General features: G+C 68.1%; 25 protein-coding genes. 10 read left to right on the top strand and 15 right to left on the bottom strand.

Going from position 1 to position 25,516, the window contains the following annotated elements; translation table 11 throughout:
- Nucleotides 1–17: 17 nt before the first annotated feature.
- The 7 genes from CCR98_RS02415 to CCR98_RS02385 all read right to left on the bottom strand — a co-directional run bounded on the left by CCR98_RS02415 (nucleotide 18) and on the right by CCR98_RS02385 (nucleotide 5,450).
- Entirely contained in the window at nucleotides 18–1,118 is a 1,101-nt protein-coding gene (locus CCR98_RS02415) for a hypothetical protein (RefSeq protein WP_014035818.1), read from the bottom strand.
- Nucleotides 1,109–2,305, bottom strand: a complete 1,197-nt coding sequence (locus tag CCR98_RS02410) for a hypothetical protein (RefSeq protein ID WP_087921383.1) — start codon at nucleotides 2,303–2,305, stop codon at nucleotides 1,109–1,111. The genes CCR98_RS02415 and CCR98_RS02410 overlap by 10 nt, the downstream gene beginning before the upstream one ends.
- Nucleotides 2,306–2,411: 106 nt before the next feature.
- Nucleotides 2,412–3,674, bottom strand: coding sequence for a sigma-70 family RNA polymerase sigma factor (locus CCR98_RS02405; RefSeq protein WP_087921382.1), 1,263 nt, complete (start codon nucleotides 3,672–3,674; stop codon nucleotides 2,412–2,414).
- Between the two features lie 45 nt (nucleotides 3,675–3,719).
- On the bottom strand, nucleotides 3,720–4,076 hold the full coding sequence (locus CCR98_RS02400; RefSeq protein ID WP_087921381.1) for a DUF1428 domain-containing protein: 357 nt from the start codon (nucleotides 4,074–4,076) through the stop codon (nucleotides 3,720–3,722).
- Nucleotides 4,077–4,099: 23 nt separating this feature from the next.
- Entirely contained in the window at nucleotides 4,100–4,510 is a 411-nt protein-coding gene (locus CCR98_RS02395) for a VOC family protein (RefSeq protein ID WP_087921380.1), read from the bottom strand.
- A 36-nt stretch (nucleotides 4,511–4,546) separates the two neighbouring features.
- Nucleotides 4,547–4,969, bottom strand: coding sequence for a VOC family protein (locus tag CCR98_RS02390; RefSeq protein WP_087921379.1), 423 nt, complete (start codon nucleotides 4,967–4,969; stop codon nucleotides 4,547–4,549).
- Between the two features lie 67 nt (nucleotides 4,970–5,036).
- Entirely contained in the window at nucleotides 5,037–5,450 is a 414-nt protein-coding gene (locus CCR98_RS02385) for a YciI family protein (protein WP_087921378.1), read from the bottom strand.
- A gap of 707 nt (nucleotides 5,451–6,157) precedes the next feature.
- Here CCR98_RS02385 and CCR98_RS02380 point away from each other — a divergent pair.
- On the top strand, nucleotides 6,158–6,565 hold the full coding sequence (locus tag CCR98_RS02380) for a YciI family protein (protein WP_087921377.1): 408 nt from the start codon (nucleotides 6,158–6,160) through the stop codon (nucleotides 6,563–6,565).
- Here CCR98_RS02380 and CCR98_RS02375 read toward each other — a convergent pair.
- Nucleotides 6,543–8,624: an NHL repeat-containing protein gene (locus tag CCR98_RS02375; protein ID WP_087921376.1), complete on the bottom strand. Its 2,082-nt coding sequence runs from the start codon at nucleotides 8,622–8,624 to the stop codon at nucleotides 6,543–6,545. The two genes, CCR98_RS02380 and CCR98_RS02375, sit on opposite strands and share 23 nt — an antisense overlap.
- Nucleotides 8,625–8,784: 160 nt before the next feature.
- Here CCR98_RS02375 and CCR98_RS02370 point away from each other — a divergent pair, with 160 nt between their 5' ends.
- Nucleotides 8,785–10,305: a hypothetical protein gene (locus CCR98_RS02370; protein WP_087921375.1), complete on the top strand. Its 1,521-nt coding sequence runs from the start codon at nucleotides 8,785–8,787 to the stop codon at nucleotides 10,303–10,305.
- 7 nt (nucleotides 10,306–10,312) lie between these two features.
- Here the strand turns inward: CCR98_RS02370 and CCR98_RS02365 are convergent, their stop codons facing one another.
- Together CCR98_RS02365 and cycA are read right to left on the bottom strand one after the other, a co-directional pair.
- Nucleotides 10,313–11,089 (bottom strand): lytic transglycosylase domain-containing protein, encoded by a 777-nt coding sequence (locus CCR98_RS02365; protein WP_087921374.1) that lies wholly within the window; start codon nucleotides 11,087–11,089, stop codon nucleotides 10,313–10,315.
- Between the two features lie 233 nt (nucleotides 11,090–11,322).
- Nucleotides 11,323–12,696, bottom strand: a complete 1,374-nt coding sequence (gene cycA, locus CCR98_RS02360) for a D-serine/D-alanine/glycine transporter (protein WP_087921373.1) — start codon at nucleotides 12,694–12,696, stop codon at nucleotides 11,323–11,325.
- Nucleotides 12,697–12,925: 229 nt separating this feature from the next.
- Here cycA and CCR98_RS02355 point away from each other — a divergent pair, with 229 nt between their 5' ends.
- Nucleotides 12,926–14,542 carry an EAL domain-containing protein gene (locus tag CCR98_RS02355; RefSeq protein WP_087921372.1) on the top strand — a complete coding sequence of 539 codons (1,617 nt, stop codon included), beginning with the start codon at nucleotides 12,926–12,928 and terminating at the stop codon, nucleotides 14,540–14,542.
- A gap of 217 nt (nucleotides 14,543–14,759) precedes the next feature.
- Here the strand turns inward: CCR98_RS02355 and CCR98_RS02350 are convergent, their stop codons facing one another.
- Together CCR98_RS02350 and CCR98_RS02345 are read right to left on the bottom strand one after the other, a co-directional pair.
- On the bottom strand, nucleotides 14,760–15,944 hold the full coding sequence (locus CCR98_RS02350) for an MFS transporter (RefSeq protein WP_087921371.1): 1,185 nt from the start codon (nucleotides 15,942–15,944) through the stop codon (nucleotides 14,760–14,762).
- Nucleotides 15,941–17,119 carry a serine hydrolase domain-containing protein gene (locus tag CCR98_RS02345; protein WP_087921370.1) on the bottom strand — a complete coding sequence of 393 codons (1,179 nt, stop codon included), beginning with the start codon at nucleotides 17,117–17,119 and terminating at the stop codon, nucleotides 15,941–15,943. Before CCR98_RS02345 ends, CCR98_RS02350 begins: the two co-directional genes overlap by 4 nt.
- A gap of 229 nt (nucleotides 17,120–17,348) precedes the next feature.
- Here CCR98_RS02345 and CCR98_RS02340 point away from each other — a divergent pair, with 229 nt between their 5' ends.
- A complete protein-coding gene (locus CCR98_RS02340) occupies nucleotides 17,349–18,248 on the top strand; it encodes a LysR family transcriptional regulator (RefSeq protein WP_087921369.1) in 900 nt (299 codons plus the stop codon).
- Between the two features lie 220 nt (nucleotides 18,249–18,468).
- On the top strand, nucleotides 18,469–20,076 hold the full coding sequence (locus CCR98_RS02335) for an ATP-binding cassette domain-containing protein (protein ID WP_087921368.1): 1,608 nt from the start codon (nucleotides 18,469–18,471) through the stop codon (nucleotides 20,074–20,076).
- Nucleotides 20,077–20,154: 78 nt separating this feature from the next.
- On the opposite strand, the gene CCR98_RS02330 is transcribed toward CCR98_RS02335, so the two are convergent.
- On the bottom strand, nucleotides 20,155–21,480 hold the full coding sequence (locus CCR98_RS02330) for a GTP-binding protein (RefSeq protein ID WP_087921367.1): 1,326 nt from the start codon (nucleotides 21,478–21,480) through the stop codon (nucleotides 20,155–20,157).
- 69 nt (nucleotides 21,481–21,549) lie between these two features.
- Between CCR98_RS02330 and CCR98_RS02325 the strand changes: the two genes are divergently transcribed.
- Nucleotides 21,550–21,921: a MerC domain-containing protein gene (locus CCR98_RS02325; RefSeq protein WP_087921366.1), complete on the top strand. Its 372-nt coding sequence runs from the start codon at nucleotides 21,550–21,552 to the stop codon at nucleotides 21,919–21,921.
- Between the two features lie 12 nt (nucleotides 21,922–21,933).
- Here CCR98_RS02325 and CCR98_RS02320 read toward each other — a convergent pair whose 3' ends face one another.
- A complete protein-coding gene (locus tag CCR98_RS02320; protein ID WP_087921365.1) occupies nucleotides 21,934–22,218 on the bottom strand; it encodes a metal-sensing transcriptional repressor in 285 nt (94 codons plus the stop codon).
- A gap of 49 nt (nucleotides 22,219–22,267) precedes the next feature.
- Here CCR98_RS02320 and dmeF point away from each other — a divergent pair, with 49 nt between their 5' ends.
- Entirely contained in the window at nucleotides 22,268–23,242 is a 975-nt protein-coding gene (gene dmeF / locus CCR98_RS02315) for a CDF family Co(II)/Ni(II) efflux transporter DmeF (RefSeq protein ID WP_087921364.1), read from the top strand.
- Between the two features lie 119 nt (nucleotides 23,243–23,361).
- Here dmeF and CCR98_RS02310 read toward each other — a convergent pair whose 3' ends face one another.
- On the bottom strand, nucleotides 23,362–23,646 hold the full coding sequence (locus CCR98_RS02310) for a hypothetical protein (RefSeq protein WP_087921363.1): 285 nt from the start codon (nucleotides 23,644–23,646) through the stop codon (nucleotides 23,362–23,364).
- A 90-nt stretch (nucleotides 23,647–23,736) separates the two neighbouring features.
- Between CCR98_RS02310 and CCR98_RS02305 the strand changes: the two genes are divergently transcribed.
- The 3 genes from CCR98_RS02305 (at nucleotide 23,737) to CCR98_RS02295 (ending at nucleotide 25,513) form a co-directional block, all read left to right on the top strand.
- On the top strand, nucleotides 23,737–24,156 hold the full coding sequence (locus tag CCR98_RS02305) for a hypothetical protein (RefSeq protein WP_087921362.1): 420 nt from the start codon (nucleotides 23,737–23,739) through the stop codon (nucleotides 24,154–24,156).
- A gap of 69 nt (nucleotides 24,157–24,225) precedes the next feature.
- The gene (locus CCR98_RS02300) at nucleotides 24,226–24,606 is read left to right on the top strand and encodes a hypothetical protein (protein WP_087921361.1); all 381 of its coding nucleotides are present in this window, start codon (nucleotides 24,226–24,228) and stop codon (nucleotides 24,604–24,606) included.
- A gap of 64 nt (nucleotides 24,607–24,670) precedes the next feature.
- Nucleotides 24,671–25,513 carry an MnmC family methyltransferase gene (locus tag CCR98_RS02295; RefSeq protein ID WP_087921360.1) on the top strand — a complete coding sequence of 281 codons (843 nt, stop codon included), beginning with the start codon at nucleotides 24,671–24,673 and terminating at the stop codon, nucleotides 25,511–25,513.
- Nucleotides 25,514–25,516: the final 3 nt, after the last annotated feature.

Here is a 25,516-nt window from a genome sequence, read left to right as displayed (position 1 = left end):
TCCACCGGGATGGCGGATCAGCGGACCGCCTTGACGTTCAGCTCGTTGATCATCTGCTGGGCGGCCTTCTCGGCAGCCAGCTGCAGGGCATTGGTACGGGCCACGGTTTCATTCGGGCCGGTACCGGAGAACTGCACCGGGCCGACCGATGACACGGTGCGCGGGAAACGACCGGTCACGTCCAGCACCTTGCCGGTGACAGTGACGAACACGCGGGTGTTGCCGCTGGCCGGATCGCGGTCACGCATGCCGACGTCGAGGGTGCCGACGGCGATGTACGGAATGTTGGCTGCACGGATGCCGTTGGCGGTGTCGCGCAGGGTGGCCGGGGCCAGGTCGTTGCCGGTGCTGAAGTCCTTGCGGATGCGCTCGATGCTGAGCAGGCCGCGCGACTCGCCTTCCACGTACTCGGCTTCAACCACTTCGTAGCCGGCGGCACTGAAGGCACCGGTCATCGCGGTGTTGACCTCGGCGGCGTTGGCCACCTTCCAGGTGATGTTGTCGGCGCGTGCAGTGGTGCTGCCGCCGCTGGTGACCGACACCGAACCGTTCTGGTTGATGCTGCCGTTGGTGCTGACCGAGTTGCCGCGGAAGCTGTCGCCCTCACGGGTGTTCTCGCTGTAGCTGCTGCTGGCGTCGACCCGGCGATATTCCTTGTCCTGGAACGACTGCACGGTGTCCTGCGAGCGTGCCATGAACAGGAAGGTCAGCAGCGAGCGCTGCGCGGCGGTGGCGCCGGCCACGGCCGAACCGGCGTCCAGCTTGGTCTGCAGCAGGGTGGTGTTGATCTCGGCGCGGACGGTGACACTGTAGGTCTTGGCCTTCTTGTCTTCGGTGTCCGACAGCTGCACGGCGCTGAGCACGTAGCGGTCGATCTCGCCGATGAACTCGGCGCGGCGTGCTTCGAACAGGCGCAGCTTGGCCGCACCGGTTTCGGCGATGTACGCCTCCAGGGCATTGACCTTGGCCTTGTTCAGGGCCTGGGCGCGGGTGTCGGCACTCAGGCGCAGGCCGTAGCTGGCCGAGCCGGTGCCGCGCGAACTCGCGGTCTGCGCAGCGACCGGCGAGGCCACCACCAGCGCGATGAGGATGAGCAGGATGGTACGCATCAACGACATGACTTGATCAACTCCTGGAGGGCTTGGGTCTGCTGCTGCAACGGGCGGCCGCCCGGCTTCTGTTCGTCCAGCCAGGCGCGCGAATCGGCGCGCTTGGCGGCGGCGCCGGCGAAGGCATCAAAGCCCGCCAGCAGGGTTTCGTAGCTGGCCGACCACTGGTCGACCTGCCACTGCGTGACCGGTACCACCTTGGTGGCACCCTTGCGCAGCGACTGTTCGAAATAGACCTTGCCCGAGAACGGCTCGGTCACCTTGGCGGTGAAGAAGGCGCCGAACAGCATCGTCTTCATTGCCGGGGTTTCCTCGATCACGCCGTTCTTCAGTGCATCGACCTGCAGGTTGATGACGTAGTCGGGTTCGGGAATCTTCAGCTGGTAGACCTTGCCGTCGGCAAAGCGGGCGGCCATCGCGCCGCCGATCGCCTGGCCCGAGGCCGGCGGCAGCAGGCCGACGCCGGTGTTGGACGACAGCGTCTTGGACAGCTCATGGGCCAGGGTGGCGCGCAGCGGCGCGTCCCACTTCGGGTCGGGCAGCTTGGCGCGCACCGCGTCGGACAGGGTCACCCCACCCACCTGCAGGCGACGCACCGCGGCGTCGGGCAGCCGGGCCTGCGCCAGGCTGGCCGCCAGCACCTGCGACAGGCTGGTATCGGCACCGCCGTACAGCAGATCGGCGACGATCGCGTCGATATCGTCGTTGTCCGGACGGTAGTCCTGCACGTCGATGCGCTGCAGGGTGAGCGGATAGGAGGCGATCACCTGGCGCTCGCGGAAATCGAAGAACAGCGCCTGCAGCGCCACTTCCACCAGCACCTTGTACTGGTCGCCGATCGGTTCGACCGAGACCAGCTCGCGGTCCAGCGCAGCGGCCAGCACCGTGGCGCTGGTGGTGCCGTCGAGCATCGCCACCGGCTGGTCGATCAGTTCCAGGTGGGCCGGTGCGCGGCGCTTGAGCGACTGCGCCAGCGTCTGGTTCAGCGGGACCAGGCCACGCCGTTCCAGCACCGCATGCGCATGCGGGGTGGTCGCCTGCACGGCGGTGGCGTCAGCGGTATAGGCAAAACCGGCCCAATAGGCCTGCTGCGATTTGTCCGCGGCCTGCACGGCCATCGGCCATACGGCCAGGCACAGGGCACAGGCAAGCAGGCGCGCAAAAGCGCGCGATGCGCTCTTCGTCCTTGAATACATCCAACCGCTCCTCGGTCAATACGCACGGATCGCGGACGCTCATGCGTCCGCTGGGCGCGAAACATAGCCGCTCACGGGCCCGCCGACAAGTGCTGCCTTTGTCGGTTCATTCCGTGGGGGGCAGGCCCGCCCGTTGCCGCAGCAGTCCGCGCTCGGCCTGGTTCTGGCTGAGCCGGGCGGCTTCGGCAAATGCATCGCGCGCGTCCTGCGCCCGTCCCAGTGCCTGCAGCAGCTCGCCGCGCACCACCTGCAGCGGCGCGTAGTCGCGCAGGCGCGGGTCGACCAGCAGTGGCTGCAGTTGCGCCCATGCGGCGAAGGCCCCGTCGCTGCGCAGGATCGCCACCACCCGGTTCAATGCCACCACCGGCGAAGGTTGCACCTGCAGCAGCTGTGTATAGAGCGCAGCAATGCGCGGCCAATCGGTGGCGTCAGCGCGACGCGCAGCCGCATGGCAGGCCGCGATGCGCGCCTGCAGCACGTAGGGGTCCTGGTCGCCGCCGAGGGCCAACGCGCGCGCCAGCACCTGCTGGCCGCGGTCGATCTGCAGCCAGTCCCAACGCGCGCGGTTCTGCTGGTCCAGCAGCACCGGTGCCCCCTGCGCATCCACGCGCGCCGCTGCGCGCGAGGCCTGCAGTTCCATCAACGCCAGCAGGCCCAGCACCGGCGGCACCGGCAACCGATGCGCCAGGATGCGGCCCAGCCGCAGCGCTTCCTCGCACAGCGCCGGGCGCATCCAGTCGTCGCCGGCACTGGCCGCGTAGCCTTCGTTGAACACCAGATAGATCGCCTCCAGCACCGAGGCCAGGCGCTCCGGCATCGCCTCCGCGCGCGGCACTTCATAGGGCACCTGCTTCTGCGCCAGGGTGCGCTTGGCGCGCACAATGCGCTGGGCGATGGTCGGCTCCGGCTGCAGGAACGCACGCGCGATCTCGATGGTGGTCAGGCCACCGAGCAGGCGCAGGGTGAGTGCCACGCGCGCATCGGCCGGCAGCACGGGATGGCAGGCCACGAACATCAGCCGCAGCAGGTCATCGCCCAGGTCATCCTCCAGCGCCTGGCTGTCATCGGGTGCCGGCAGCGCCGCCGGATGCAGTTCCTCGCCCCATTGCGCGTGCTGCTGCGCGACCCGCTGGTGCTGGCGCAGCACATCGATGGCACGGTTGCGCGCGGTGGTCATCAGCCAGGCTCCGGGGTTGTCCGGGATGCCCTGCTCCGGCCAACGCTCCAGCGCGGCCAGCCAGGTGTCCTGGGCCAGTTCCTCGGCACGGCCGACATCGCCACCGAGCAGCCGCGCCAGGCGCGCGATCAGCACTGGCGACTCCATCCGCCAGAGGGTTTCCAGACGCTGCGTCAGTGCGGGCTCGAGCATGCGCCGATCACAGCACGCACGCCCGGCCCGCACAAGCGCCGCAGCTCACGCTTCAACAATCGGCTTGAAGCCGCCCCAGAACATGCGCCGGGTATCGAACGGCATGTCCCTCGGGTCCAGCGATGCCAGCCGCGGGTCAGCCATCACTTTCGCGTTGATACGGTCGCGCGCCGCGCGCGAACGGAACACCACGAAGGCGACGATCACCGTCTCGCCCGGCTTCGCCTTGACCGCGCGCGGGAACGAGGTGCTCTTGCCCGGTTCCACATCGTCAGCCACGCATTCCATGTACTGCAGCGCGCCATGGTCCTTCCACACCGCGCCGGCCTTGCGGGCAAGGCGGCGGTAGGCCGCCACCTTGTCCTGCGCGCACGGCAGCACGTAAGCATCCACGTAAGCCATGAGGATTCCCCCTGCGGCGGCCGTCAGCCCGGCTCGCCGTCCATGTGTGCGATTTCCCAGAGATGGCCGTCCAGGTCCTGGAAGCCACGCTGGTACATGAAGCCCAGGTCGCGCGCCGGCTGCGGTTCGCTGGCGCCGGCGGCCAGGGCCTTGTCCACCAGCTCGTCAACTGCCTTGCGACTGGGTGCCGAGAGCGCGTTGATTACTTCCGTGTGGGTATGCGCATCGGCAATCGGCTTGTTGGTGAACTGCTGGAAGAAAGGTTGGGTCAGCAGCATCACGTAGATACTCTCGCTGATGACCATGCCCGCCGCGTCATCGTTGGTGTAAGTTGGATTGAAGGTGTAGCCCAGCGCGGTGAAGAAGGATTTGGATTTTTCCAGATCCTGCACGGGCAGGTTGACGAAGATCATCTGCGGTTGCGGTGCACTCATCGGTGAAGCTCCTTGTGGATGAAAGAAAGAGAGGAATCAGGGCTGCTTCATGCAGTTGACCATCCATGGCTTGCCGTAGCGATCGATCAGCATGCCCCAGCGGTGCGCCCAGAACGTTTCGGCGATCGGCATCTGCACCTGGCCACCTTCGGCCAGCGCCGCGAACACGCGTTCAGCTTCTTCGATGCTGTCGACGTCGACATTGATGGTGGTCGAACCACTCTCGCCACCACCGGGGCCGTCGGCCGCCATCACGATGGCGCTGCCGATTTCCAGCTGGCTGTGCGCGACGTGGTCCAGGGTTTCCGGCGGCATCTCGTTGCAGCCCGGCGAGCCATCGGACGGCGGCATGTCGCGGTACTTCATTTCCGAGGTGACCTGGCCGCCGAGAGCCTTGGCGTAGAACGCCATCGCCTCGTGGGCCTGGCCGCTGAAGCCGAGGAAGGGAATCAGTTTCATGGCAATACTCCGTGGTGTGGTTCAGAGCGGTAGCGCCGGGTCGTGCCCGGCAGGGAGATGAATCGGGTCAACCTTCCAGCTGTGCACGCAGACGCTGTTCCTGCTCCTGTAATTCGGGGGTGAAGGCTTCGCCGAAGTCTTCAGCGGAGATCAAGGGACGCAGTTCCAGGGTGCCGCCACTGCCAAACGGCGCACGGCTGGCCCACTCGACGGCCTCCTCCAGCGAGCGCACCTCCCACAGCCAGAAGCCGGCGATCTGTTCGCTGGCAGGACCAAACGGACCGGCCTCGACCTTGGGCGCGCCGCTGCCGAAGTGAATGCGGCGGCCGCGCTGGGTGGCGTGCAGGCCTTCACCGGCCAGCATGATGCCGGCGGCCACGAGTTGTTCGTTGAAGGCGCCCATTTCGGACAATTCCTGTTCGCTGGGCATGCGGCCGGCTTCGGAGTCGGCGTTGGCCTTCACGATCACCATCACTTTCATTGCGGTCTCCCGTGGGGACGCGTGGTGCGTGCCCTTCACTGGGTACAACGAACCAGGGGGCGGGGAATCGACACGTCTTTTGAAAATTATTTCTTCCGTGGAAAGCGCGCCTTCGGCGGAGGTCAGCGAACGGCGGAGCCCCTCCGTGGTGGGTTGGGTTGGTCGCTGAAAGCTGGTTTCCTGTGGGTGGGCCGGGCGGGTGGGATTGGCGGGGACGCCGTGAACCCGTCCATGGGGGCTTAGCCGCGGCATCCATGCCGCGGATACCCCGCCAACCCCACCCGCCCGGCCCCAGACAGATCTCTGCGGCTGACCCACCACGGGAAGATCAAGAGAAAAGGCAGAAGCAAAGGCAACAACAACGGCGGTTGGCTAGCGGGCTCGGCTTTGCGAGCGAAGCGACCCGCTTTTGCTCTTGCTTGTGATTTTCTGTGGTGGACGCCGCAGGAACCTGTCCAGGGCCTGGTGGGTAGGCGGGGCGGGGGTGTCCGCGGCATGGATGCCGCGGCCAAGCCCCCATGGATGGGTTTACGGCGTCCCCCGACCCGCCTACCCACCCGGCCAAGCCAAAGGATCACGCTGTAGCTCCACCACGGAGGGGCTCCGTCGTTCGCCGATCCCCGCCGAAGGCGCGCCTCCCGCGCTGCAACATGCCCACGCGCCATCCTGCGCCATCATGGACACCCCGCCCCCGCCAGGACCGTGCCATGCAGCAGTACCTGCTTCTGATCTACATCGAGCCTGCCCTGCTGCAGGCGCTGCCCACCGAAGAATTCAACGCGCTGATGCGCGACTGCCTCGCCCACGCCGACAAACTGCAGGCCGAAGGCACGCTGCTGGCCGCGCAGAAGCTGCAGCCGGTCGACACTGCACAGACCCTGCGCGTGCGCGATGGCCACAGCCGCGTACTGGATGGCCCGTTCGCTGAAACCCGCGAACTGCTGGCCGGTTTCAACCTGATCGTCGCGCGCGACCGCGACGAAGCCATGCGTATCGCCCGCGATTTCCCGTGGGCGCGCTTCGGCAGCATCGAGGTGCGGCCGCTGGAAGACATGGACGCTGAGCGCGAACGCTGCGGCGCCCCGGCTGCCGCTATGGCAGCAGTCGCACTCTGATCTCGCGCGGGCCGACGCCTTCGTTGCCGCTGTAGTCGCGCACGCTGGCACGCACGATGTACTCGCCCGGCGGCAACGCCGCCGGCTGCCAGCGCCCGGTCTCCATCAGGCCGTCACGCACGGTGTTGGTGGCCAGGTAACGGAAACGGGTCACCGCGCTGCCATGCACGGTGATGCCGCTGTCCGGTGCGTAGGCCACGCGCACCGCTTCCTTCTGCGGCGGCATGCGGTTGAACACGATGTTCCAGCGCGGCTGCTCGTAACCCTGCAGCGGCTGCCCAGTGGCATCGAGGATCTGGTAGCCCACCTGGTACATGCCCAGGCGACGGCGCGGCAGGTTGTTGTCGACCTGGTCCCAGGCCTCGATCACGATCTGCACGCCGCGGCCCTGGCGCGCCACCATCACTACGCCGTCCCTGCCCGCCGCCATCGGCTGATCGTTGTCGTCCAGCAGGGCCACATCGGTGATGCGCGGCGCGAAGTGGTCGGCATAGTTGTGGAAGCCCAGCGCCACCGCATTGGTCTCGAAACCACCCGTGCCCACCGCCAGATGCACGTGCGCCTGGTTGTTGATGCTGCCCAGGCGGTCGCCGACGTGGATGCGCATGCCGCGGCGCACGCGCATCCGCTCCAGCTTGCCCTGCTCGTCATACAACGCCTGCCAGCGCGCATCGAACGGCTGGTCGCGCGGAGTGCGGCCGACCCGCATGTGGATGTACTTGAGGCGATCCACCGACAGCCCTTCGGCCTGCTCGCCCAGGCTCCAGGCCGCCACCGGGCTGCTGATCTTGCCATCGGCGATCGCCAGCACGGTCTGGCCCACGTCACCGCGCACGTCGAAGCCGCCGTGCAGGTGGTGGCGGCTCTCGCCGCTGAAGTTGCCACGCACTTCGCCCAGCGTACCGACCACTTCGTGCCAGCCCTCCTGCGGTGCCAGCGGCCAACGGCCCCCGGTCTTCGGCAACGCGGCATCGGCGGCCGGGCCGACCAGCGCCGGCGCCGGCAGATCGCCCACCGGCAGCGGGCGCAGGCGATGCAGGCGGTAGCTGGCGGCGTCGGCCACCAGCACGCTGCCATCTGCATCCATCGCCAGTCCACTGGGGCGGGCCAGGCGTGGCAGGCGACCATTGCCGACCAGCGCGATCTGGTGGCCCTGCGGCGTCACCTGCACGATGCGGCCATCCAGATCGCCCACGTACAGCACGCCGTCGTGGGTGGTGGCCAGTGACAGCGGCCCATTGATCACGCCACCGGCGGCGACCACGGTGCTGACCGTGCCATCGGCGCCAACACGGCGGACCGCGTTGTTGAACAGGTCGGCCACCAGCAGGGCACCGTGTGCGTCGAAGGCCAATGCCACCGGCGTATCGAAGCGCGCAGCGGCGCCCGTGCCATCGGCCAGGCCCGGCCGATCACCACCGGCCAGGGTGCGCACGTTGCCATCGGTATCGATCACCCGGATGCGATCGTTGAACGTGTCGGCCACGTAGACCCGGCCCTGCGCGTCTACCGCAATGCCCATCGGCGCATCGAAACGCGCCTGCGCGGCGGGGCCATCGGCATGGCCCTGTTCGCCACCGGCCAGCGTGGTCACCTGGCCATCGATGCCGATGCGACGGATCGCGTGATTGCCGGTGTCGGCTACGTACAGATTGCCCTGCGCATCGGCGGCAATGCCGGAGGGGGTATTGAAACTGGCCTGCAGCGCAGGGCCATCGACGCGTCCCTCGCCCTGCCCGGCCACCGTTTCGATGCGCCCATCGGGCAGCCGGCGACGGATGCGGTTGTTGTCGCCGGCATCGGTGAAGTAGATGCTGCCATCGGCACCGCGCAGCAGCGCGTAGGGGTCGGCGAAACGCGCCTGCGCGGATCCACCGTCGCGGTCACCGGGATGGCCGTCGCCGGCCAGCGGCTCGATCTGTGCGGTCCAGGCCAAGGGCGTGGGCGCCGGGCCCGCAGGTTCGGCCAGCGTGTGCAGCGGCGTCTCCCACCAGGTTGCAGCCAATGCCACCGCCGTTGCCAACGCCACTCCTGCCGCCATCCATTGCCACCGTGCCATCGTGCTGCGCTACTCCTGCCTGAAGAGGCACCGACAATAGACGGTGAAGGTGCAATCCGCCACGGCCAATCGTACTGCCGGATACCAGAGTTCCATGCGTCGCGCTTGTTCTCGCTGGCTGCAGCAGGTTCAATGCGGTTCCCACGGATGGAGAGCCTCCATGCCCCGCATCATCCCCCTCGCCGCCCTGCTGCTGGCGGCATTGGCCAGCACACCGGCCACCGCCTCGATCACGGTGGCCCCGCAGAAGCCTTCCGCCACCGCCGATGCGGTGCATGCGGCGTACGCCACACGCTGGGACGACGCGATCCAGCAGGCACGCAGTGGCAATACGCTGGGCGCACTGATCAGCATGGAGCGGCTGATGGAGGATCCCCTGCTGGACGACTTCGATGCCGAGCATCGTGGCCGCGCCGCGCAGGTGGCAGGCTGGACCGCGCTGATGCAGAAGAAGCCGGACCAGGCCCGCCGCTACCTGCAGCGGGCGCAGGAGGCCCTGCCGGAGGATGCCCAGGTCCTGCTCACCCAGGTGTCGGTGGAACTGTCGGACAACCAGCCGGCCGCAGCCACCACATTCCTGGTGAAGGCACTGCAGCATGCTGACGCGCCACTGCCGGTCGATCACCACGCCATCAACTACCTGCAGTACCGCCTGCGCGACCAGCCGCAGAAGCGCATGGAGCTGCTGCAGGCGCTGTTCGACAACGGCTGGAAGAGCGGCGGCCTGGAACCCAGCGGGCTGTGGCTGGCGCTGGCCACGCTGCAGGCCGACAACGGGCGTAGCGACGACATCCCAGCCACGCTGGCGCGCATCGACAGCCCGGCCGAGATCATCCGCCTGCGCAGCGACAAACGCTTCGACCGCTATGTCGATCGCGGCGATGCGCGCTTCGATCCGGTGCAGGCGGCACAGCGCCACCTCGATCAACTGCGCGTCTCCGGCCTGCTCGACCGCGCACTGGATGCGCGCATGGCGGAGTTCAGCACCACCCTGCTGATGCTGGACCGCAACGAGGAAGTGCTGTCGTTGACCGAGGGCATGGCCGGTGCGGCGGGCAACGGCGAATCGCCCGCCGCCGCGGAAGCGGAATGGGTGGCCTGGCTGCTCAACAGCCGGCTCACCGCGCTGCGCCGGCTGGGCCGCACCGATGAGGCACTGGCCACCGCGAAGCAGGCCGCACGCATCGGTGCGCTCGGCCCGGATGGTGCCGAGCACCAGATGAATGTCGGTTTCGTGTTCAGTTCGCTGGGGCGCATGCAGGACGCTGCGCAGGCAGTGAATGACATGCCGGGCCTCGCCGGCTACGGCAAGGCCGCGCAGGCGCTGCTGCAGTTCGCCGCCGCCCGCGAGCGTGGCGATGCCAAGGCGCGCGATGCGGCACGCGCTGTGATCCTGGCCCAGCGCGATGACGCGCGCCTGTTCCATCGCGAAATGCTGCTGGAAGAAGGCAACCTGGACGGTGCCGCCGCCGTGCTGATCGAACAGCTGCGCTCGCCGGTTGAACGCGGTGAAACCCTGGCCAGCCTGCAGGACATGCGCACCTATCCGTCTTTGCCGGGCGATGTGCGCATCGATGCCGCATGGCGTGCACTCAAGCAGCGTGCCGACGTACAGGCCGAGGTGGCACGCGTCGGCCGCATCGAGCGCTACGACCTGGTCAGCACCTCCACCTCGCGCTGAGTGCCGGCTAGCGCGCCGGTACCTCGGTGCGGATGCCCATCGCTTCACGGTAGCGCGCGTACAGCGCCATCACCTTGTCCACGTAGGCCAGGGTTTCAGCGTAGGGCGGCACGCCCTTGTAGCGGGTGACCGCCCCGATGCCGGCGTTGTAGGCGGCCGCCGCCAGCGGGCGGTCGCCGTTGTAGCGGCGCAGCAACGCGCGCATGTAGCGCGCGCCACCCTCGATCGACTGCTGCGGCGAGAACGGATCGCTTACCCCGTATTCCTGTGCGGTATCGGGCATCAGTTGCATCACGCCCTGCGCGCCCTTGCTGGATACGGCCAGCGCATCGAAATTGCTTTCGGCGTGGGCGATCGCACGCAACCAGGCATCATCGACGCCGGTGGCCTTGGCCGCAGCCTTGAACTGCCTGGCGTGCTGTGCCAGCTGCGGCTTGCCGACCTTGCCCAGCCCTTCATGCGCCGGCTCGCCCGGTGGCGTGGCCACGGTGAACTTCAGGAACACCCGCGACCCGGGCAGGTTGCGCGTGGAGTAGACCAGCGCCCCGTCCTGTTCGCGCTCGTACAGCACGCCGCTGAACACGCCCATGTTGCCCCACAGGTTCGGGGTCTGGATGGCGTTGTCGTCGATCTCCCTGGCGGTGCAGCGCGAGCCGGGTTCCGGCGCGGTAGCCAGGCTGACGGTGTTGCCCTGCACGCAGCGATAGACGGTGCGCGCGGCGGCCAGCCCGGGCCACAGGCTGGGCAGCAGCAACAGCGCGAGCAGGAGGGGGCGACGGGACATGGCGGCCGGATGATCCGGCCGCGCCCGCTAATGTTGAGTGAATGGGGGTCGGCAGGGCTGCGCCCTGCACCTGCGGTAGTGCCGGCCGCTGGCCGGCAACCTCAACAGCAACGGCAACGGCCGATTTCCTGCGAGCCCGCGACCTGCCGGGGTCGGATCCCGTTGCTGGGCAACGGGCTCTGACCCCACTCCAGAAAGATCTCTGGATCAATCAATGGAACGAAAACGCCGGGTTACTTCGCAGCCCTCCGCCGCACCCAATACCCCACACCCAGCAGCACGAACCACGCGGGGCTGGCGATCAGCGCCTGGCGGGTATCGCCCTGCAGGCTCAGCAGCACCAGCACGCCGGCGAAGAACACCAGGCAGGCCCAGCACATCGTAACGCCGCCGGGCATCTTGAAGATCGATGCAGCATGGCGCTCCGGGTAGCGGCGGCGATAGGCCATGTAGGCCACCAGGATCAGCGACCAGACGAAGATGAACAGCACCGTCGCCAGCGTCGTCACCAGGGTGAAGGCGGTCACCAGGTTGGGAATCAGGTAGATCAGCAGCGTGCCGCCGAGCAGGCACAGGCACGAGAACAGCAGGCCGCGCGCCGGTACCGCGGCGCGCGACAGCTTCGACAACCCGCGCGGGGCGTGGCCCTCTTCGGCCAGGCCGTACAGCATGCGGCTGGTGGAGAAGATGCCGCTGTTGGCCGAGGACGTCGCCGAGGTCAGCACCACGAAGTTGATCAGGCTGGCGGCGGCGGGAATGCCAGCCAGTACGAACAGCTGCACGAACGGGCTCTTGTCCGGCACCACCTGGCGCCACGGGGTGACGGCCATGATCGCGATCAGCGCCAGCACGTAGAAGATGATGATGCGCACCGGGATCGAATTGATCGCCTTCGGAAGGTTGCGCTCGGGGTCGGCGGTTTCGGCGGCAGTGGTGCCGACCAGCTCGATGCCGACGAAGGCGAACACCGCAATCTGGAAACCGGCGAAGAAGCCGACCAGCCCCATCGGGAACATGCCACCGTCATTCCACAGGTTCGACAGCGAGGCGGTGTGGCCGCTGGGCGAGGTGAAGCCCCATGCCACCAGCCCAGCGCCGGTGATGATCAGTGCGCAGATCGCCACGATCTTGATCAGCGCGAACCAGAACTCCATTTCGCCGAACAGCTTCACCGTCACCAGGTTCAGCGCCAGCAACAGCAGCACGCAGGCCAGCGCCGGTATCCACGCATCCAGCCCGGGGAACCAGAACTGCGCGTAGGCGGCGATGGCGATCACATCGGCGATGGCGGTGACGATCCAGCAGAACCAGTACGTCCATCCACAGAAGAACCCGGCCCACGGACCGAGCAGGTCGGTGGAGAAATCGATGAAGGACTTGTACTGCAGGTTGGACAGCAGCAGCTCGCCCATCGCGCGCATCACGAAGAACAGCATCGCGCCGATGATCAGGTAGACAAAGACGATGGACGGGCCTGCCAGGCTGATGGTCTTGCCCGAGCCCATGAACAGGCCGGTGCCGATGGCACCACCGATGGCGATCAGCTGCAGGTGGCGGTTGGACAGGCTGCGGCGCAGGTGCTCGGGGGGCGTTGCGGGCTCGGTCATGGGCGGGCAAAAGGGGCGGGCGAAGCGTTCGACGGTAGTCCTCCACGGCGCCGAGCGCCAGCACCGGACGAACCTATTACGTCAAAGTTGGCCGCTTTCACCACAATGTGACCGAATACCGTATTGATCCCATTCCGCCCGGCCCGATGCCATGCTCAGATAGCCGCATCTGCCCAAGGACCGGCCCGACCATGCGCCCTGCCCCGCCCGCCCTGCTGGAGCCCCGGCCATGAGCCGGCTGCGCGTCATCATTGGAGGCACCGCGCTGGCGCTGCTGGCCGCCGCCGTGCCGATCGCGGTCATGGCCTACGCCACCTGGGACCGCGCGGTCAGCGTCGAGCAGCAGCGCCTGCGCGACATCGCCGACCGCACCCTGCGCCGCTCCGACCTGTCCTACCAGGAGGCACTGGCGGCGCTGAAATCGGCCGAGGCCGGCGCCTACGTGCCCTGCAGTGCCGAGCACGTCCGGCGCATGCAGACCCTGGTGATGACCACCCCGTCGATCGACCAGATGGGCTACTTCGAAGGCGGCAAGCTGCGCTGCACCTCATGGGGACCGTTCCTGTCCGACGTGGATCAGCCCTCGCCGGACCACGTCACCAGCGATGGCGCCGGCATTACAGTGGACGTGCGACCTGAAAACAGCGGGCGGCGCCAGGTGCTGGCGATCCTGTATGGGTCCTACGACGCACTGGTGGACCCGCGCCGCTTCGTCGATGTCATTGCCGACCCGAACGTGCGGCTGGCATTGGCCAGCCCGGATGGACGCCTGCTGGCCCAACAGCCCGGCCTGGACCCGGAGCTGTTGCAGGCGCTGCTGCGCGACCCCGGCGAAGGCCTGGATCACAGCACGCTGTACGCCACCTCGCGCAACGAGGAATGGCTGGCCATCGCCACGACGCCACGCACCGCGCTGGCCGCAGCGTTCCGCCAGCAGGCGTGGCTGTACGTGCCGGTGGGCCTGCTGCTGGCCGCCGCCGGTGCCGGCCTGGTGATCTGGCTATCGCGGCGCCGCCTGTCGCTGCGCGGTGAACTGGCCACCGCCATCCGCCGCCGCGAGCTGTACCTGCATTACCAGCCGATCATCGAGCTGGACACCGGCATCTGCGTCGGCGCCGAAGCGCTGGTGCGCTGGCAACGCCCGGATGGCACCCAGGTGCGACCCGACCTGTTCATTCCGCTGGCCGAAGAGGCCGGCATGATCGCCGACGTCACCGACCTGGTGATCGAGAACGTGGTGCGCGACATGCGCGAGCTGCTGGTGGCCGACCGCAGCGCACACATCGCAATCAACCTCGCCGCCGAAGACATCAGCAGCGGCCGTGCCCTGAAGATGATTTCCCGGCACATGGCCGGCAGCGGCATCCTGCCGCAGCAGATCTGGATGGAGGCCACCGAGCGCGGCTTCCTCGACCTGGACCGCGCACGCACGATGCTGGCGCAGGCACGCCGTGCCGGCCACAGCGTTGCCATCGACGATTTCGGCGTCGGCTTCTCCAGCCTGCAGTACCTGGAACAGCTGCCACTGGATGCGCTGAAGATCGACAAGTCGTTCATCGATGCGATCGGTACCGAAAGCGCGACCAGCCCGGTCACGCCGCACATCATCGACATGGCCAAGGAACTGGGCCTGTGGGTGGTGGCCGAGGGCGTGGAAACCGAAGCACAGCTGGCCTACCTGCACAGCCGGCACGTGGAATTCGGCCAGGGCTGGCTGTTCTCGCGGCCACTGCCCCGCGATGAGTTCGTCGCCTTCCACCACAAGCGGCAGCAGCAGTATGGCGCTGCTCGCGAACACATGCAGAACCCGCGCAGCGTGCCGATCGAGCGTGAGGGGATCGAGTAGGACGGCCAACGGCAGAGCCCCTCGTGGTGGTTCGCGTACAGCTATCCCGGAGTTGGCCGGGGCGGTCGGGTTCCGGCTGCGTCCCACCACGGAATCAACAGAAGAAAGCAAAAGCAAACGCGGGTCGCTGCGCTCGATAGTTCCACGCCATGCGTGGATGGCGCGGACCACGGTAGTGCCGGCCGCTGGCCGGCACCACGTGACACTGATCGGCCGCCTACGCCCACGCCTTCGGCCGTGCCAGCAGCCACGCCACGGCCACCGCCAGCAACAGCAACGGCAGCCATCCCAGCTGGCGTGGGCCACTGGCCTGCAGCAGCACCCCGCCCGCCACGCCGCCGGCAGCAATGGCCAGGTTCCAGCCGGTCACCAGCATCGACTGCGCCAGGTCCGCGGCGGCACCCGCACGGCGTGCCAGTGCGGTCTGGAACAGCGTCGGTACTGCGCCGAACGCCACGCCCCACAGGATCGTCGCCAGCAGCAGCGCGGTCGCTGCACCCGGCCATGCCAGCAACATCAGCACCGGCACGATGAAGCCGATCACCGCCGCCCACACCAGCGCACGCAGGTGGCGATCCACGCCCCAGCCAGCAATCCCGATGCCGGCAATCGCCGCCACGCCGAACGCCAGCAGCAGCCGGTCCAGCCACGCACCAGCACCCGCATCGACTGCCAGTGGCTCGATGTAGGTGTACAGCACGTTGTGCGCCAGCACGTACAGCGCCATCACCAGCAGCGTGCTGCGCACGCCGGGCATCCGCCAGACCGTACCCAGCGAGGTGCGCTGGCCGGCACCGGCCGCTGGCAGCGCCGGCAGTGTCCAGCGCGCGTACGCCAGCAGGCCCACGCCCAGCACGCTCATCAATGCGAACGCCCAGCGCCAGCCGATCTGCTGGCCGAGCAGCGTGCCGGCCGGCACCCCCAGTGACAGCGCCAACGGCGAACCCACCATGGCCACCGCGATGGCCCGCCCCTGCAACGACGGCACCACCATGCGCGCGGCGTAGCCGGCCACCAGCGACCACAGCAGGCCACCGCTGACGCCGGCCAGGAAGCGCGCAGCGAGGATCAGCGCGTAACTGCTGCTCAGCGCGGTCAGCGTGTTGACCACCACGAAACCGGCAATGGCGGCCAACAACAGCGGACGCCGCGGCAGGCGCTGGGTCAGCGCGGTCATCGGCAGCGCGGCCATCACCGAGCCCAGCGCATACACGCTCACCAGCTGGCCAACCGCCGCATCACTCACGCCCAGGCTGTCGCCCATCGGCCGTAGTACACCGGCCGGCAGGGTCTCGGTCAGCAGGGTGATGAAGCCGCCTCCTGCCAGCGCCAGCAGTCCCGCCCATGGCAGGCGCGTGGCCTCACCGGCCGGGCTGGCCGCATCGATGGCATGGCCGCTCATCGCACGGTCTCCAGATCCGCGTACACCGCATCACGCAGCTCATCGACGAAGACACCGTCCATGCCTTCGTACAGGGTGTTGGTCAGTGCCACCACGCTCAGCCCACGCGACGGGTCAACGAACCAGCTGTGACTATAGGCGCCGCCCCAGCGCCAGGTCCCTTCGCGCTGCGGCGTGCCACTGGCGGCAGCATCGCGCAACACCGCAAAGCCCAGCCCGAAGCCCCAGCCAGCCGGTTCCGGCGGCCCCTGCTCGCCCACCTGCGGGCGGGCCATCTCTGCCGCCAGCGCGGGCGGCAGCAGGCCGGAGCGCTGCACATCACGCAGCGCCTCCAGCACCGACATCACTTCATCGGCGGTACCCACCAGGCCGGCGCCGGCGGAAGCGAAACGGCTGGCATCGAGGGCACGCGCAAGGCTGTACTCGATGCCGACCGTACCTTCGAACGGCGCGACCACCTCGCCTTCGCGCAGGCGATGCGGCTGCAGCGTGTCGCTCACATAGGGCGCGGCCAGCCGCGTACCCTCGCGCGTGGCGAACGCGGTATCACGCAGGCCCAAGGGGGCGGCCAGCAACCGCGTGAACAGCGCCTGCAGCGTTTCACCGGTCGCGGCTTCGGCCACCGCACCGGCCACATCCACGCCCAACGAGTACAGCCAGTGGCTGCCCGGCTCGAACAGCAGCGGTGCCTGCGCGATGCGGCGTACGTTCTCGGCCAGCGAGAGCGGGTTCGCGTCCAGGCCATCGCTGACCCCAGCGCGCGCATAGGGGCCCTCCGCATCGGCTTCCAGGAAGCGGTAGCCCAGCCCGCTGCTGTGGCTGAGCAGCTGGCGCAGGCTGACCGGCGGCGTGCGGCCATCGGCCAGCGTCGGGCGGAAGTCCGGCAACCAACGCTGCACCGGCGCATCGAGGTCGAGCACGCCCTCGGCCACCAGGCGCAGGATCACCGTGGTCAACAGCGGCTTGCTGACCGATGCCAGCCGGAACAGTTGGTCCCGCTGCATCGGCAGGGCCGACTCGCGATCAGCCAGCCCGGTCGCGCTGGCATGGCGCAGTACGCCGTGCTCGCGCACCAGCACCACCGCACCGACCAGGCGCTGCGGGTGCACCTGTTGCAACAGCCGCTGCACCGAGGGCAGCGTCGGTGCGGGTTCAAGGGAAAGAGCGGCATTCATCGCGGTGATCCGTGGGGAGAGGCCCGCCACGTTAGGCAGCACGGCTCGGCGCAAAAAGCCGGTTGCCGCTCCGGGCATCATGGACCGTGCAGTCCGCAATCGGCATCATGCCCGGAACGGCAAGGCCGCAACGGCCGGCGACCCGCCCCGCACCACAGTGTTGCGGTGGCGGCGCCGCCCGCCGCGATCGCGCCCCCCCTACCCTGCCGCTTTCATCGCCCGCACGCCCATGTCAGTCCTGGACAACCTCGCCAACCTGCAGACCTTCGTGCATGCCGCCGACACCCGCAGCTTCGTCGAGACCGGGCGCCTGCAGGGCATCTCCGCCTCGGCCGCCGGCAAGTGCGTTGCGCGGCTGGAGCATGCACTGGGCGTGCGCCTGTTCCATCGCAGCACGCGCAGCATCACCCTCACCGCCGAGGGCCAGCTGTTCCTGGCACGCTGCCGGCGCATCCTCGACGAGCGCGATGCCGCGCGCACCGAACTGGCGCAACCGCACGCTGCGCCGAGCGGCACGCTGCGCATCGGCCTGCCGTTGGTGGGCGACCTCACCCTGCCGTTGATGGCCGAATTCATGGCCGCGTATCCGGACATCCGCCTTGACCTCGATTTCAGCGACCGGCTGGTCGATGTCATCGAGGAAGGTTTCGATGCGGTGCTGCGTGTTGGTGAACCCAGCGATTCACGCATGAACGCACGTCGCCTGGGGGTGTTTCCACGGCGCATCGTTGCCTCGCCGGCCTACCTGCAGCGCCGCGGCATTCCGCGCACGCCGGCGGAGCTGATGCAGCACACGCTGCTGCACTACCGCTTCCCCAGCACCGGCAAGCTGGAGCTTTGGCCGATCCATTGGCCCGACCATGAAACACCGCAGGAGCTGCCGGTGCACATGGTGGCCAACACCATCGAGGCGCGGGTGGCGCTGGCGCTGCGCCACGTCGGCCTGGCCTTCGTGCCGGTGCACTCGGTGCGCGATGCGCTGGCGGACAGCCGCCTGGTCACCGTGCTGGACGAACACGTGCATTCCTGCGGCATCTTTCACCTGCTGTGGCCCTCGGGCCGCCACGTACTGCCGAAGCTGCGGGTGTTCATCGATTTCGTCAGCGCCCGTCTGGAAACCGTGCCCTAGGCGCGCCCACCACACCCGGCCCACAGTAGGTCCACGCCATACGTGGATGCCTTTGTAGCGTCGAGCCATCAAACCATTCAGCCAGCCCCGCTATACTGCCCCCTCATTCCTCCCAGAGGCTCGCGACCAATGCGCCATTGATGCCGCCGTCTTTCCACCAGACGGCCTGACTCTTCCCGCCCCTGCGCGCAGGGGAGAACCCGGCATCCATGGAGGTCGCATGACCATACATTCACTCACGCTCGATCGCGTGTCGTATCGGCTGGCCGACGGCCGCCCGCTGTTTTCCGATCTGTCGTTTTCCTTCGAACCGGTCGCCACCGGCCTGGTCGGTGCCAACGGCACCGGCAAGAGCGTGCTCGCACGCCTGCTGGCCGGCCAACTGATGCCCGACAGCGGGCAGGTACGCAGCAGCGGCCGCGTGTTCCTGTTGCCGACGCCCGGCTATCCCCCCACCGGTACGGTCGGTGAACTGGCCGGCGTCGGCGCGGAACTGGCCGCGCTGCAACGCATCGAAGCCGGCAGCGTGGACGAGACCGACTTCGCCTGCGTCGGTGAACGTTGGGACCTGCGCGAGCGCCTGCAGCAGCAATGGCAGGCGCTACGGCTGCCCGGCGATCTCGATCCTGCCCAGCCCGCCGCGCGCCTCAGTGGCGGCCAGGCCATGCAGGTGGCACTGTCCGGCGCCTGGGCCAGCGGCGCCGATTGGCTGATCCTGGACGAACCCAGCAACCACCTCGATGCCCGTCATCGCCAACAGTTGTACGAACACCTGCAGCAGTGGCGTGGGGGCCTGCTGGCAATCAGCCACGATCGCGAGCTGCTGGCGCACATGCAGCAGATCGTCGAACTCGACGCACGGGGGCTGCATCGCTATGGCGGGCCGTGGCAGCACTACGCCGACGCGCGTGCCGCCGAACGCGAAGCCGCTGCTGCACAGCTCGACCATGCGCGCGCCCAGCACCGGCAGCAGCAACGCAGCGCACGCGAACAGCACGAGCGCCAGCAGCAACGCCAGGCACGCGGCAATCGCGATGCGAAGCAGGCCAACCAGGCGCCGATCCTGCTCGGCCGGCAGAAACAGCGTGCCGAGGCCAGCCACGGCCGCGCGCAGCAGGTACAGGCCGAGCGCCTGCAGGCCAGCGCCGATCACCTGCGCGCTGCAGCCTCGGCGGTTCACACCGCGCCGGAACTGGCGCTGTTTGCAGGCGACGGCGAACGTGGCAGCGCGCGCCTGCTGCAGGTGGACTCGCTGGTGCTGCCGCATGGCTGCAGTGCGCCGTTGCAGCTGGAGATTCGTCGCGGGCAGCGCATTGCCGTAGTCGGTGACAACGGCAGTGGCAAGTCCACGCTGCTGCGCGTGCTGGCCGGCCAGCTGCCTGCACGCAGTGGCACCGTGCAACGCCATGCACCGCTGGCGCTGCTCGACCAGCAGCTGCTGGGGTTGTCCGGCGAACGCAGCATTCTCGACACCGTGCAGGCCGCCAACCCGGCGGCTGATACCGGTGAACTGCGCACCCGGCTGGCCCTGCTCGGGCTGGACGCGCAGCGCATCCAGCGTGCAGCCCATAGCCTCAGCGATGGCGAACGGGTGAAAGGCGCCCTGGCCAGCGTGCTGTATGCCGACCCCGCACCGCAGCTGTTGCTGCTGGACGAGCCCGGCAACGCACTGGACCTGAGCGCGCTGCAGGCACTGGAAGAACTGCTGGCGGCATGGCCGGGCGCACTGGTGATGGTCAGCCACGACCGGCACCTGCTGCAGGCGTTGCAGCCGACGCAGGTGTTGCAGGTCGGTGCCGATGGCTGGCAGTGGCGCGACGCCCTGTAGATCCACGCCATGCGTGGATCGATGCATGACAGGTAGTGCCGGCCGATGGCCGGCAACCCTTGGATCCTCAGTGCACCATCACCGCTTCCACACCGGGAACGCCTGCGGCAGCTGATGCCACAGCAGCGGGCCGGCACGCAGCTCCTGTTCGTTGAGCAGGCAGGCATCCAGTTCCGCGCGCACCGCACGCTCATCCATGTGTACGCCGATCACCACCAGCTCCTGGCGGCGATCCCCCCACAGCGGGTGCCACAGCCGTTGCATCGCCGAATGTGCAGCCGCATCCGGGAATTCTTCCAGCCCCGGCAACGGCGCGCTCCAGCAGTCGGCCTGCTGCCGCGCCCACCCCAGGTCGCTGTATGGCAGTGGCGTCGGTGGCAGCAGCGGCGCAGTGTCTTCCAGCCCGGCACGCACGCGGTCGCGCGCGGCGTACCAGAACCCCGCCGCCTGCGTCCGCGTCGCAGCACCCACGGTGTTCAGCTCGCCCACCCAGTCCATGCGGTTGGCCAGCCAGAACCAGCCCTTGCTGCGGATCACGCCAGGCATGCCCGACTGCAGCGCGCGCGCGAAGCGCGCAGGATGGAACGGGCGCCGCGAGCGGTAGACGAAACTGGCGATGCCGTATTCCTCGGTTTCCGGCGTGTGCTCGCCACGCAGTTCCTTCACCCAACCCGGCGCACGTTGCGCACGCTCGTAATCGAAGCGGCCGGTGTCCAGCAGCTCGGCCAGCGGCACATCACCGAAGCTGGACAGCAGCAGCTTCGCGTCGCGGTTCAAGCCGCGCAGCACGGCCAGCGTGTCCTGCAGCACTTCGTCATCCACCTGGTCGATCTTGCTGACCACGATCACATCGGCGAACTCCACCTGCTCGCACAGCAGGTCGACCACGCCGCGATCATCATCCGGCCCGGCCTGCTGCCCGCGCTCGGCCAGGCGCAGCGTCGAACCGAAGTCGGCCAGGAACGCACTGCCATCCACCACCGTCACCATCGTGTCCAGGCGCGCGATGTCACTCAGGCTGAAGCCGTGCTCGTCGCGTACCGCAAAGGTGGCCGCCACCGGCATCGGTTCACCGATTCCGGTCGATTCGATCAGCAGGTAGTCGTAGCGCCCTGCATCGGCCAGCCGCCGCACTTCCTGCAGCAGGTCGTCGCGCAGCGTGCAGCAGATGCAGCCATTGCTGAATTCCACCAGCGTCTCTTCGGTGCGGCGCAGTTCGGCGCCACCCTCGCGCACCAGCTGCGCATCGATGTTGACCTCGCTCATGTCGTTGACGATGACCGCCACGCGCAGGCCCTCGCGGTTGCGCAGGATCTGGTTGAGCAGGGTGGTCTTGCCGGCCCCGAGGAAGCCGGACAGCACGGTGACCGGAAGGCGACGGTCGGCGCGGGAAACAGTGTTCATGTCGGAGCGGGTTGGCTGCGGAACGGAAATGTTACTGTATAACAATTGTTGCGCAAGGAACCTCCCCTGATGAAGTCGCCTTCTGCCGCCCTGCTCGATGCCGGCGCGGTCGCCCTGTCCAGCCTGTGCCTGCTGCACTGCCTGGCCCTGCCCCTGCTTGCCGCCGCGCTGCCACTGCTTGGCACCTGGGCCGAAGCGGAATGGGTGCACCTGTTGTTCGTGGCCATCGCCCTGCCATTGACCGGCTACGCGCTGTGGCGGGCCGAGCGCCGTCACCCATTGCCCGTGCTGGCCTGGGCCACCGCCGGCGCCGGGCTCGGCCTGCTGCTGGCCGGCGCGCTGGCGCTGCCTTCGCACGACTGGGAGACACCGATGACGGTCACCGGCAGCCTGCTGCTGGCCGCCACGCACATCTGGAACGCGCGGCACCGGTACGGGTAGTGCCGGCCGCTGCTATTTGCCGTAGCGGCGCAGCAGCTCCACCAGCACCGCGGCCTCGTCCGCCCGCTGCTGCGGGTCTTCGGCGCCCACCACGTGTTCCTGCAGGTGCTCGTGCAGCAGCTCCATCAGCAGGCTGTGGGCGGCACCGCGCACGGCGGCAACCTGCACCAGCACGTCCGCACAGGCGCCGGCCTCACCCTCCGGCCTGTCCAGCGCCTGCTCCAATGCCGCCACCTGGCCGCCGATGCGGCGCACCCGGGTCAGCAGCTGCTTTCGATGCTTGTGTACATGAGCCATGGCCGGATCATATACCCTATAGGGGTATCCACTCCACCCTCTGACCCCCATGCATCTGGACGCCCTCGCCGCCGCCCGTCGCCACGAACACCGTTTCGACGACGGCAACCCGCTGGCCGAACGCAACACCCGCCGCGCCCTGTGGCTCACCGTCTGCATGATGCTGGTGGAGATCGTCGGCGGATGGTGGTTCAACTCCATGGCCGTGCTCGCCGATGGCTGGCACATGAGTTCGCATGCGCTGGCGCTGGGCCTTTCGGTGTTCGCCTATCGCTGCGCGCGCCGCTACGCGCACGACCCGCGCTTCGCCTTCGGCACCTGGAAGATCGAGATCCTGGCCGGCTATACCAGCGCCATCGCCCTGCTCGGCGTCGCCGCGCTGATGGCCGTGCAATCGCTGGAGCGGCTGTGGGTACCGGCACCGATCCACTACAACGAAGCCATCGCCATCGCTGCGGTCGGGCTGGGCGTGAACCTGCTGTGTGCCTGGTGGCTGCACGACAGCCCGGGCCACGCGCATCACCACCACGGGCATGAGCATGGCCCTCACCACGGGCATGACCACGATCACCACGATCACAGTCACGCACACGGCCACGACCTCAACCTGCGCTCGGCGTATGTGCACGTGCTGGCCGACGCTGCCACCTCGGTGCTGGCCATCGTCGCCCTGCTCGGCGGCAAGCTGCTGGGCCTGACCTGGCTGGACCCGGTGATGGGCCTGGTCGGCGCCGTGCTGGTGACGGTCTGGGCGATCGGCCTGCTGCGCGACAGCGGCCGCATCCTGCTCGACGCGCAGATGGACGCGCCGGTGGTGGCCGAAGTGCGCGAAGTGATCGAACAGGGCCCGTGGCCGGCACGCCTGGCCGACCTGCACGTCTGGCAGGTCGGCCGCGGCAAGTACGCGGTCAGCGCCAGCGTGGTCACCAGCGACGCCAGCCTCGATGCCGATACCGTGCGCACCGCGCTGGCCATCCACGAAGAGCTGGTGCATGTAACCGTGGAGATCCATCGCAGCGCGTGAATCACATCGGGTAGTGCCGGCCGCTGTCCGGCATGGCATGTTCCGGCCGCCGCTGACCAGTAGAGCCAGGCCATGCCTGGCTGCGTTGCCCACAAGTCGAGCATGGCTCGACTCTACAACTAGAGCTTCAACATCATCCGCAGCAGGTACATCAGCAGCGGCAGCGCGCTCAGCACCGCGCCAGCAATGCCGATCCACGGCCAGCGCTCACCGCGCACGCGCGAGGCCACCGCCAGGCCGCCGCCCACCAGCGCCGCACCCAGCACGCCCACGCCCAGCCCTGCGGCCATGCCATTGCCACCCGCAGCGACGGCCGCCTGCGCCGCCAGGGTGCCCGCGCCCCACCCCACTGCAATCCCCAGCCAACTGGCCACGCCGCACCACGGTGCCTTGCCCTGCGCCATCCGAAAACCCCTGTGTTCTTGCCGAATTTCTGTACGGGCCGCGCCCGCGTGCTGCCTACACTAGCCGCACCCGCCCTGTAGGGACATCCCATGCGCACGCTCCGCCTGCTGCTGCCCGGTGCCCTCCTGCTGCTGACCACCGCCTGCAGCGGTGACGCCGGGCTTCCCTTCTCCGCCGACCCGCTGCAGGGCTGCTTCGCCACCAGCGCGCGCAAACCCGCCGACTTCCGCATCGACAAGGAAGGTGGCCAGTACTTCGTCTCCTTCAGCCGTGGCGAGCAGTGGCAGCGCGAGCCCAATGCCCTGCACAAAGCCAACCGCAGCGAGATCAGCCGCTACTTCCGTGATGATGCCGACCAGATCGACAGCGCCCTGATCCGCATCGCTGGCGGCTTCGGCATCTTCCACTTCAACAAAGGCGCCACGTTGAAAGGCAAGGCCAGCGACAGCGATTACATGGCGTTGATGCTGATCGGGGCTGGGCCCGTATACGCGGTCAAGTGCCCGTAAGACGCAATGATTCTGATGGCGGCTCAGGGCAATATGGGCACATCCTGTCTTCTTTGAGGAGCGATGCCAATGCTGCTGTTTCTGCTGCTTGCGGTAAGCGCACCGAAGACCCAGGGTGCCTATGACGAAGTCCGGCAGCTGCCCGATGGCCAGACCCTGATCATGCGCACCCTGGACTGGGATCTCGGTGATGGTCGCCATGAGCGCGTCACCGTGCATTGGCTGATGCAGGAAGACGGCAGCCTGCGCTACGACTTTGATCAGCAGCCACCAGAAACCCAGGAGGTCCACCGTCGGTCGTGCGCGCTGCAGGGCATGCGGCCATCGCGTGGCGTCAACATGATCTCAGGAGAAGGCACCACGCACGGCTACAGCTGTACCAGCGGCAGCGTCGGGCCCACGCTCGACTCCTCCCTGCCTGCATCCACGCATGGCGTGGATCTACTGTGACATCGGCTTGGCGCTACAACAGCTGCGGTACCATGCCCTCCCCCGAACCGCCCCGGTACCCGCCGTGCCCCATTACACCGGCCCCCTGCTGACCCGCGACAGCGCCGACACCCTGCGCCGTGCCCATGACAAGGGCGCCGCCGAATGGCAGGGCTCGCTCGACCTCGGCCGCAGCCAGGACACCGTGGTACTGCACGCTGACGGCTTCCACTTCCGTGGCCAGCCCCACCCGTGGCCGGGCAAGCTGAAGGACCGCACGCTGTACTACTGGGATGGCGAGGCGTTCGCGCCGATCTCGCGCTACAGCGGTTCCCTGATCAAGCTGGTGCCGACCGAGTGGGGTGCACCCACCTTCGAGATCGACGGCATCAAGATGCTGCCGACCTCGAAGCTGTCGCCGTTCGAGGATGCGCGACGCAAGGTCGAGCTGGTCGCTCCCGCCGGCAAGGTCATCCTCGATACCTGCGGCGGCCTGGGTTATTTCGCCGCGTGCGCGCTGGAGGCCGGTGTCGGCCAGATCCGCTCGTTCGAGAAGAACGCCGATGTGATGTGGCTGCGCACGCTCAACCCGTGGTCGCCGGATCCGGACTCGGCTGCCGCCGGTGGCCGCCTGCAGTTCAGCCACGGCGACGTCTCGCAGCAGATCGAACAGGTGGCCAGCAACAGTGTCGATGCGATCCTGCACGACCCGCCGCGCTTCGGCATCGCCGGCGAGCTGTACTCGCAGGTGTTCTACGACCACCTCGCCCGCGTCATCCGCAAAGGTGGCCGCCTGTTCCATTACACCGGTGCGCCGAACAAGCTGACCAGTGGCCGCGACGTCCCGCGTGAAGTCGCCAAGCGGCTGGAGAAGGCCGGCTTCAAGGCCGAGCTGGCGCTTGACGGCGTGCTGGCCGTCAAGCGCTGAGCC

Source organism: Stenotrophomonas sp. WZN-1, from assembly GCF_002192255.1.
Taxonomy (GTDB): Bacteria; Pseudomonadota; Gammaproteobacteria; order Xanthomonadales; family Xanthomonadaceae; genus Stenotrophomonas.
The sequence above is the reverse complement of the archived record's forward strand: the minus strand, read 5'-3'. Positions and strand labels throughout refer to the sequence as shown.

Excerpts from the sequence above, each read along its gene's own strand:
- CCR98_RS02325 (WP_087921366.1), top strand. The coding sequence starts at position 21,550 with ATGAAGTCGCCTTCTGCCGCCCTGCTCGATGCCGGCGCGGTCGCCCTG.
- CCR98_RS02375 (WP_087921376.1), bottom strand. The coding sequence starts at position 8,624 with ATGGCACGGTGGCAATGGATGGCGGCAGGAGTGGCGTTGGCAACGGCG.
- CCR98_RS02330 (WP_087921367.1), bottom strand. The coding sequence starts at position 21,480 with ATGAACACTGTTTCCCGCGCCGACCGTCGCCTTCCGGTCACCGTGCTG.
- CCR98_RS02385 (WP_087921378.1), bottom strand. The coding sequence starts at position 5,450 with ATGAAAGTGATGGTGATCGTGAAGGCCAACGCCGACTCCGAAGCCGGC.
- dmeF (WP_087921364.1), top strand. The coding sequence starts at position 22,268 with ATGCATCTGGACGCCCTCGCCGCCGCCCGTCGCCACGAACACCGTTTC.
- CCR98_RS02400 (WP_087921381.1), bottom strand. The coding sequence starts at position 4,076 with ATGGCTTACGTGGATGCTTACGTGCTGCCGTGCGCGCAGGACAAGGTG.
- CCR98_RS02415 (WP_014035818.1), bottom strand. The coding sequence starts at position 1,118 with ATGTCGTTGATGCGTACCATCCTGCTCATCCTCATCGCGCTGGTGGTG.
- CCR98_RS02405 (WP_087921382.1), bottom strand. The coding sequence starts at position 3,674 with ATGCTCGAGCCCGCACTGACGCAGCGTCTGGAAACCCTCTGGCGGATG.
- CCR98_RS02310 (WP_087921363.1), bottom strand. The coding sequence starts at position 23,646 with ATGGCGCAGGGCAAGGCACCGTGGTGCGGCGTGGCCAGTTGGCTGGGG.
- CCR98_RS02355 (WP_087921372.1), top strand. The coding sequence starts at position 12,926 with ATGAGCCGGCTGCGCGTCATCATTGGAGGCACCGCGCTGGCGCTGCTG.
- CCR98_RS02365 (WP_087921374.1), bottom strand. The coding sequence starts at position 11,089 with ATGTCCCGTCGCCCCCTCCTGCTCGCGCTGTTGCTGCTGCCCAGCCTG.
- cycA (WP_087921373.1), bottom strand. The coding sequence starts at position 12,696 with ATGACCGAGCCCGCAACGCCCCCCGAGCACCTGCGCCGCAGCCTGTCC.
- CCR98_RS02305 (WP_087921362.1), top strand. The coding sequence starts at position 23,737 with ATGCGCACGCTCCGCCTGCTGCTGCCCGGTGCCCTCCTGCTGCTGACC.
- CCR98_RS02390 (WP_087921379.1), bottom strand. The coding sequence starts at position 4,969 with ATGAAACTGATTCCCTTCCTCGGCTTCAGCGGCCAGGCCCACGAGGCG.
- CCR98_RS02370 (WP_087921375.1), top strand. The coding sequence starts at position 8,785 with ATGCCCCGCATCATCCCCCTCGCCGCCCTGCTGCTGGCGGCATTGGCC.
- CCR98_RS02300 (WP_087921361.1), top strand. The coding sequence starts at position 24,226 with ATGCTGCTGTTTCTGCTGCTTGCGGTAAGCGCACCGAAGACCCAGGGT.
- CCR98_RS02345 (WP_087921370.1), bottom strand. The coding sequence starts at position 17,119 with ATGAATGCCGCTCTTTCCCTTGAACCCGCACCGACGCTGCCCTCGGTG.
- CCR98_RS02320 (WP_087921365.1), bottom strand. The coding sequence starts at position 22,218 with ATGGCTCATGTACACAAGCATCGAAAGCAGCTGCTGACCCGGGTGCGC.
- CCR98_RS02335 (WP_087921368.1), top strand. The coding sequence starts at position 18,469 with ATGACCATACATTCACTCACGCTCGATCGCGTGTCGTATCGGCTGGCC.
- CCR98_RS02410 (WP_087921383.1), bottom strand. The coding sequence starts at position 2,305 with ATGTATTCAAGGACGAAGAGCGCATCGCGCGCTTTTGCGCGCCTGCTT.
- CCR98_RS02340 (WP_087921369.1), top strand. The coding sequence starts at position 17,349 with ATGTCAGTCCTGGACAACCTCGCCAACCTGCAGACCTTCGTGCATGCC.
- CCR98_RS02350 (WP_087921371.1), bottom strand. The coding sequence starts at position 15,944 with ATGAGCGGCCATGCCATCGATGCGGCCAGCCCGGCCGGTGAGGCCACG.
- CCR98_RS02395 (WP_087921380.1), bottom strand. The coding sequence starts at position 4,510 with ATGAGTGCACCGCAACCGCAGATGATCTTCGTCAACCTGCCCGTGCAG.
- CCR98_RS02380 (WP_087921377.1), top strand. The coding sequence starts at position 6,158 with ATGCAGCAGTACCTGCTTCTGATCTACATCGAGCCTGCCCTGCTGCAG.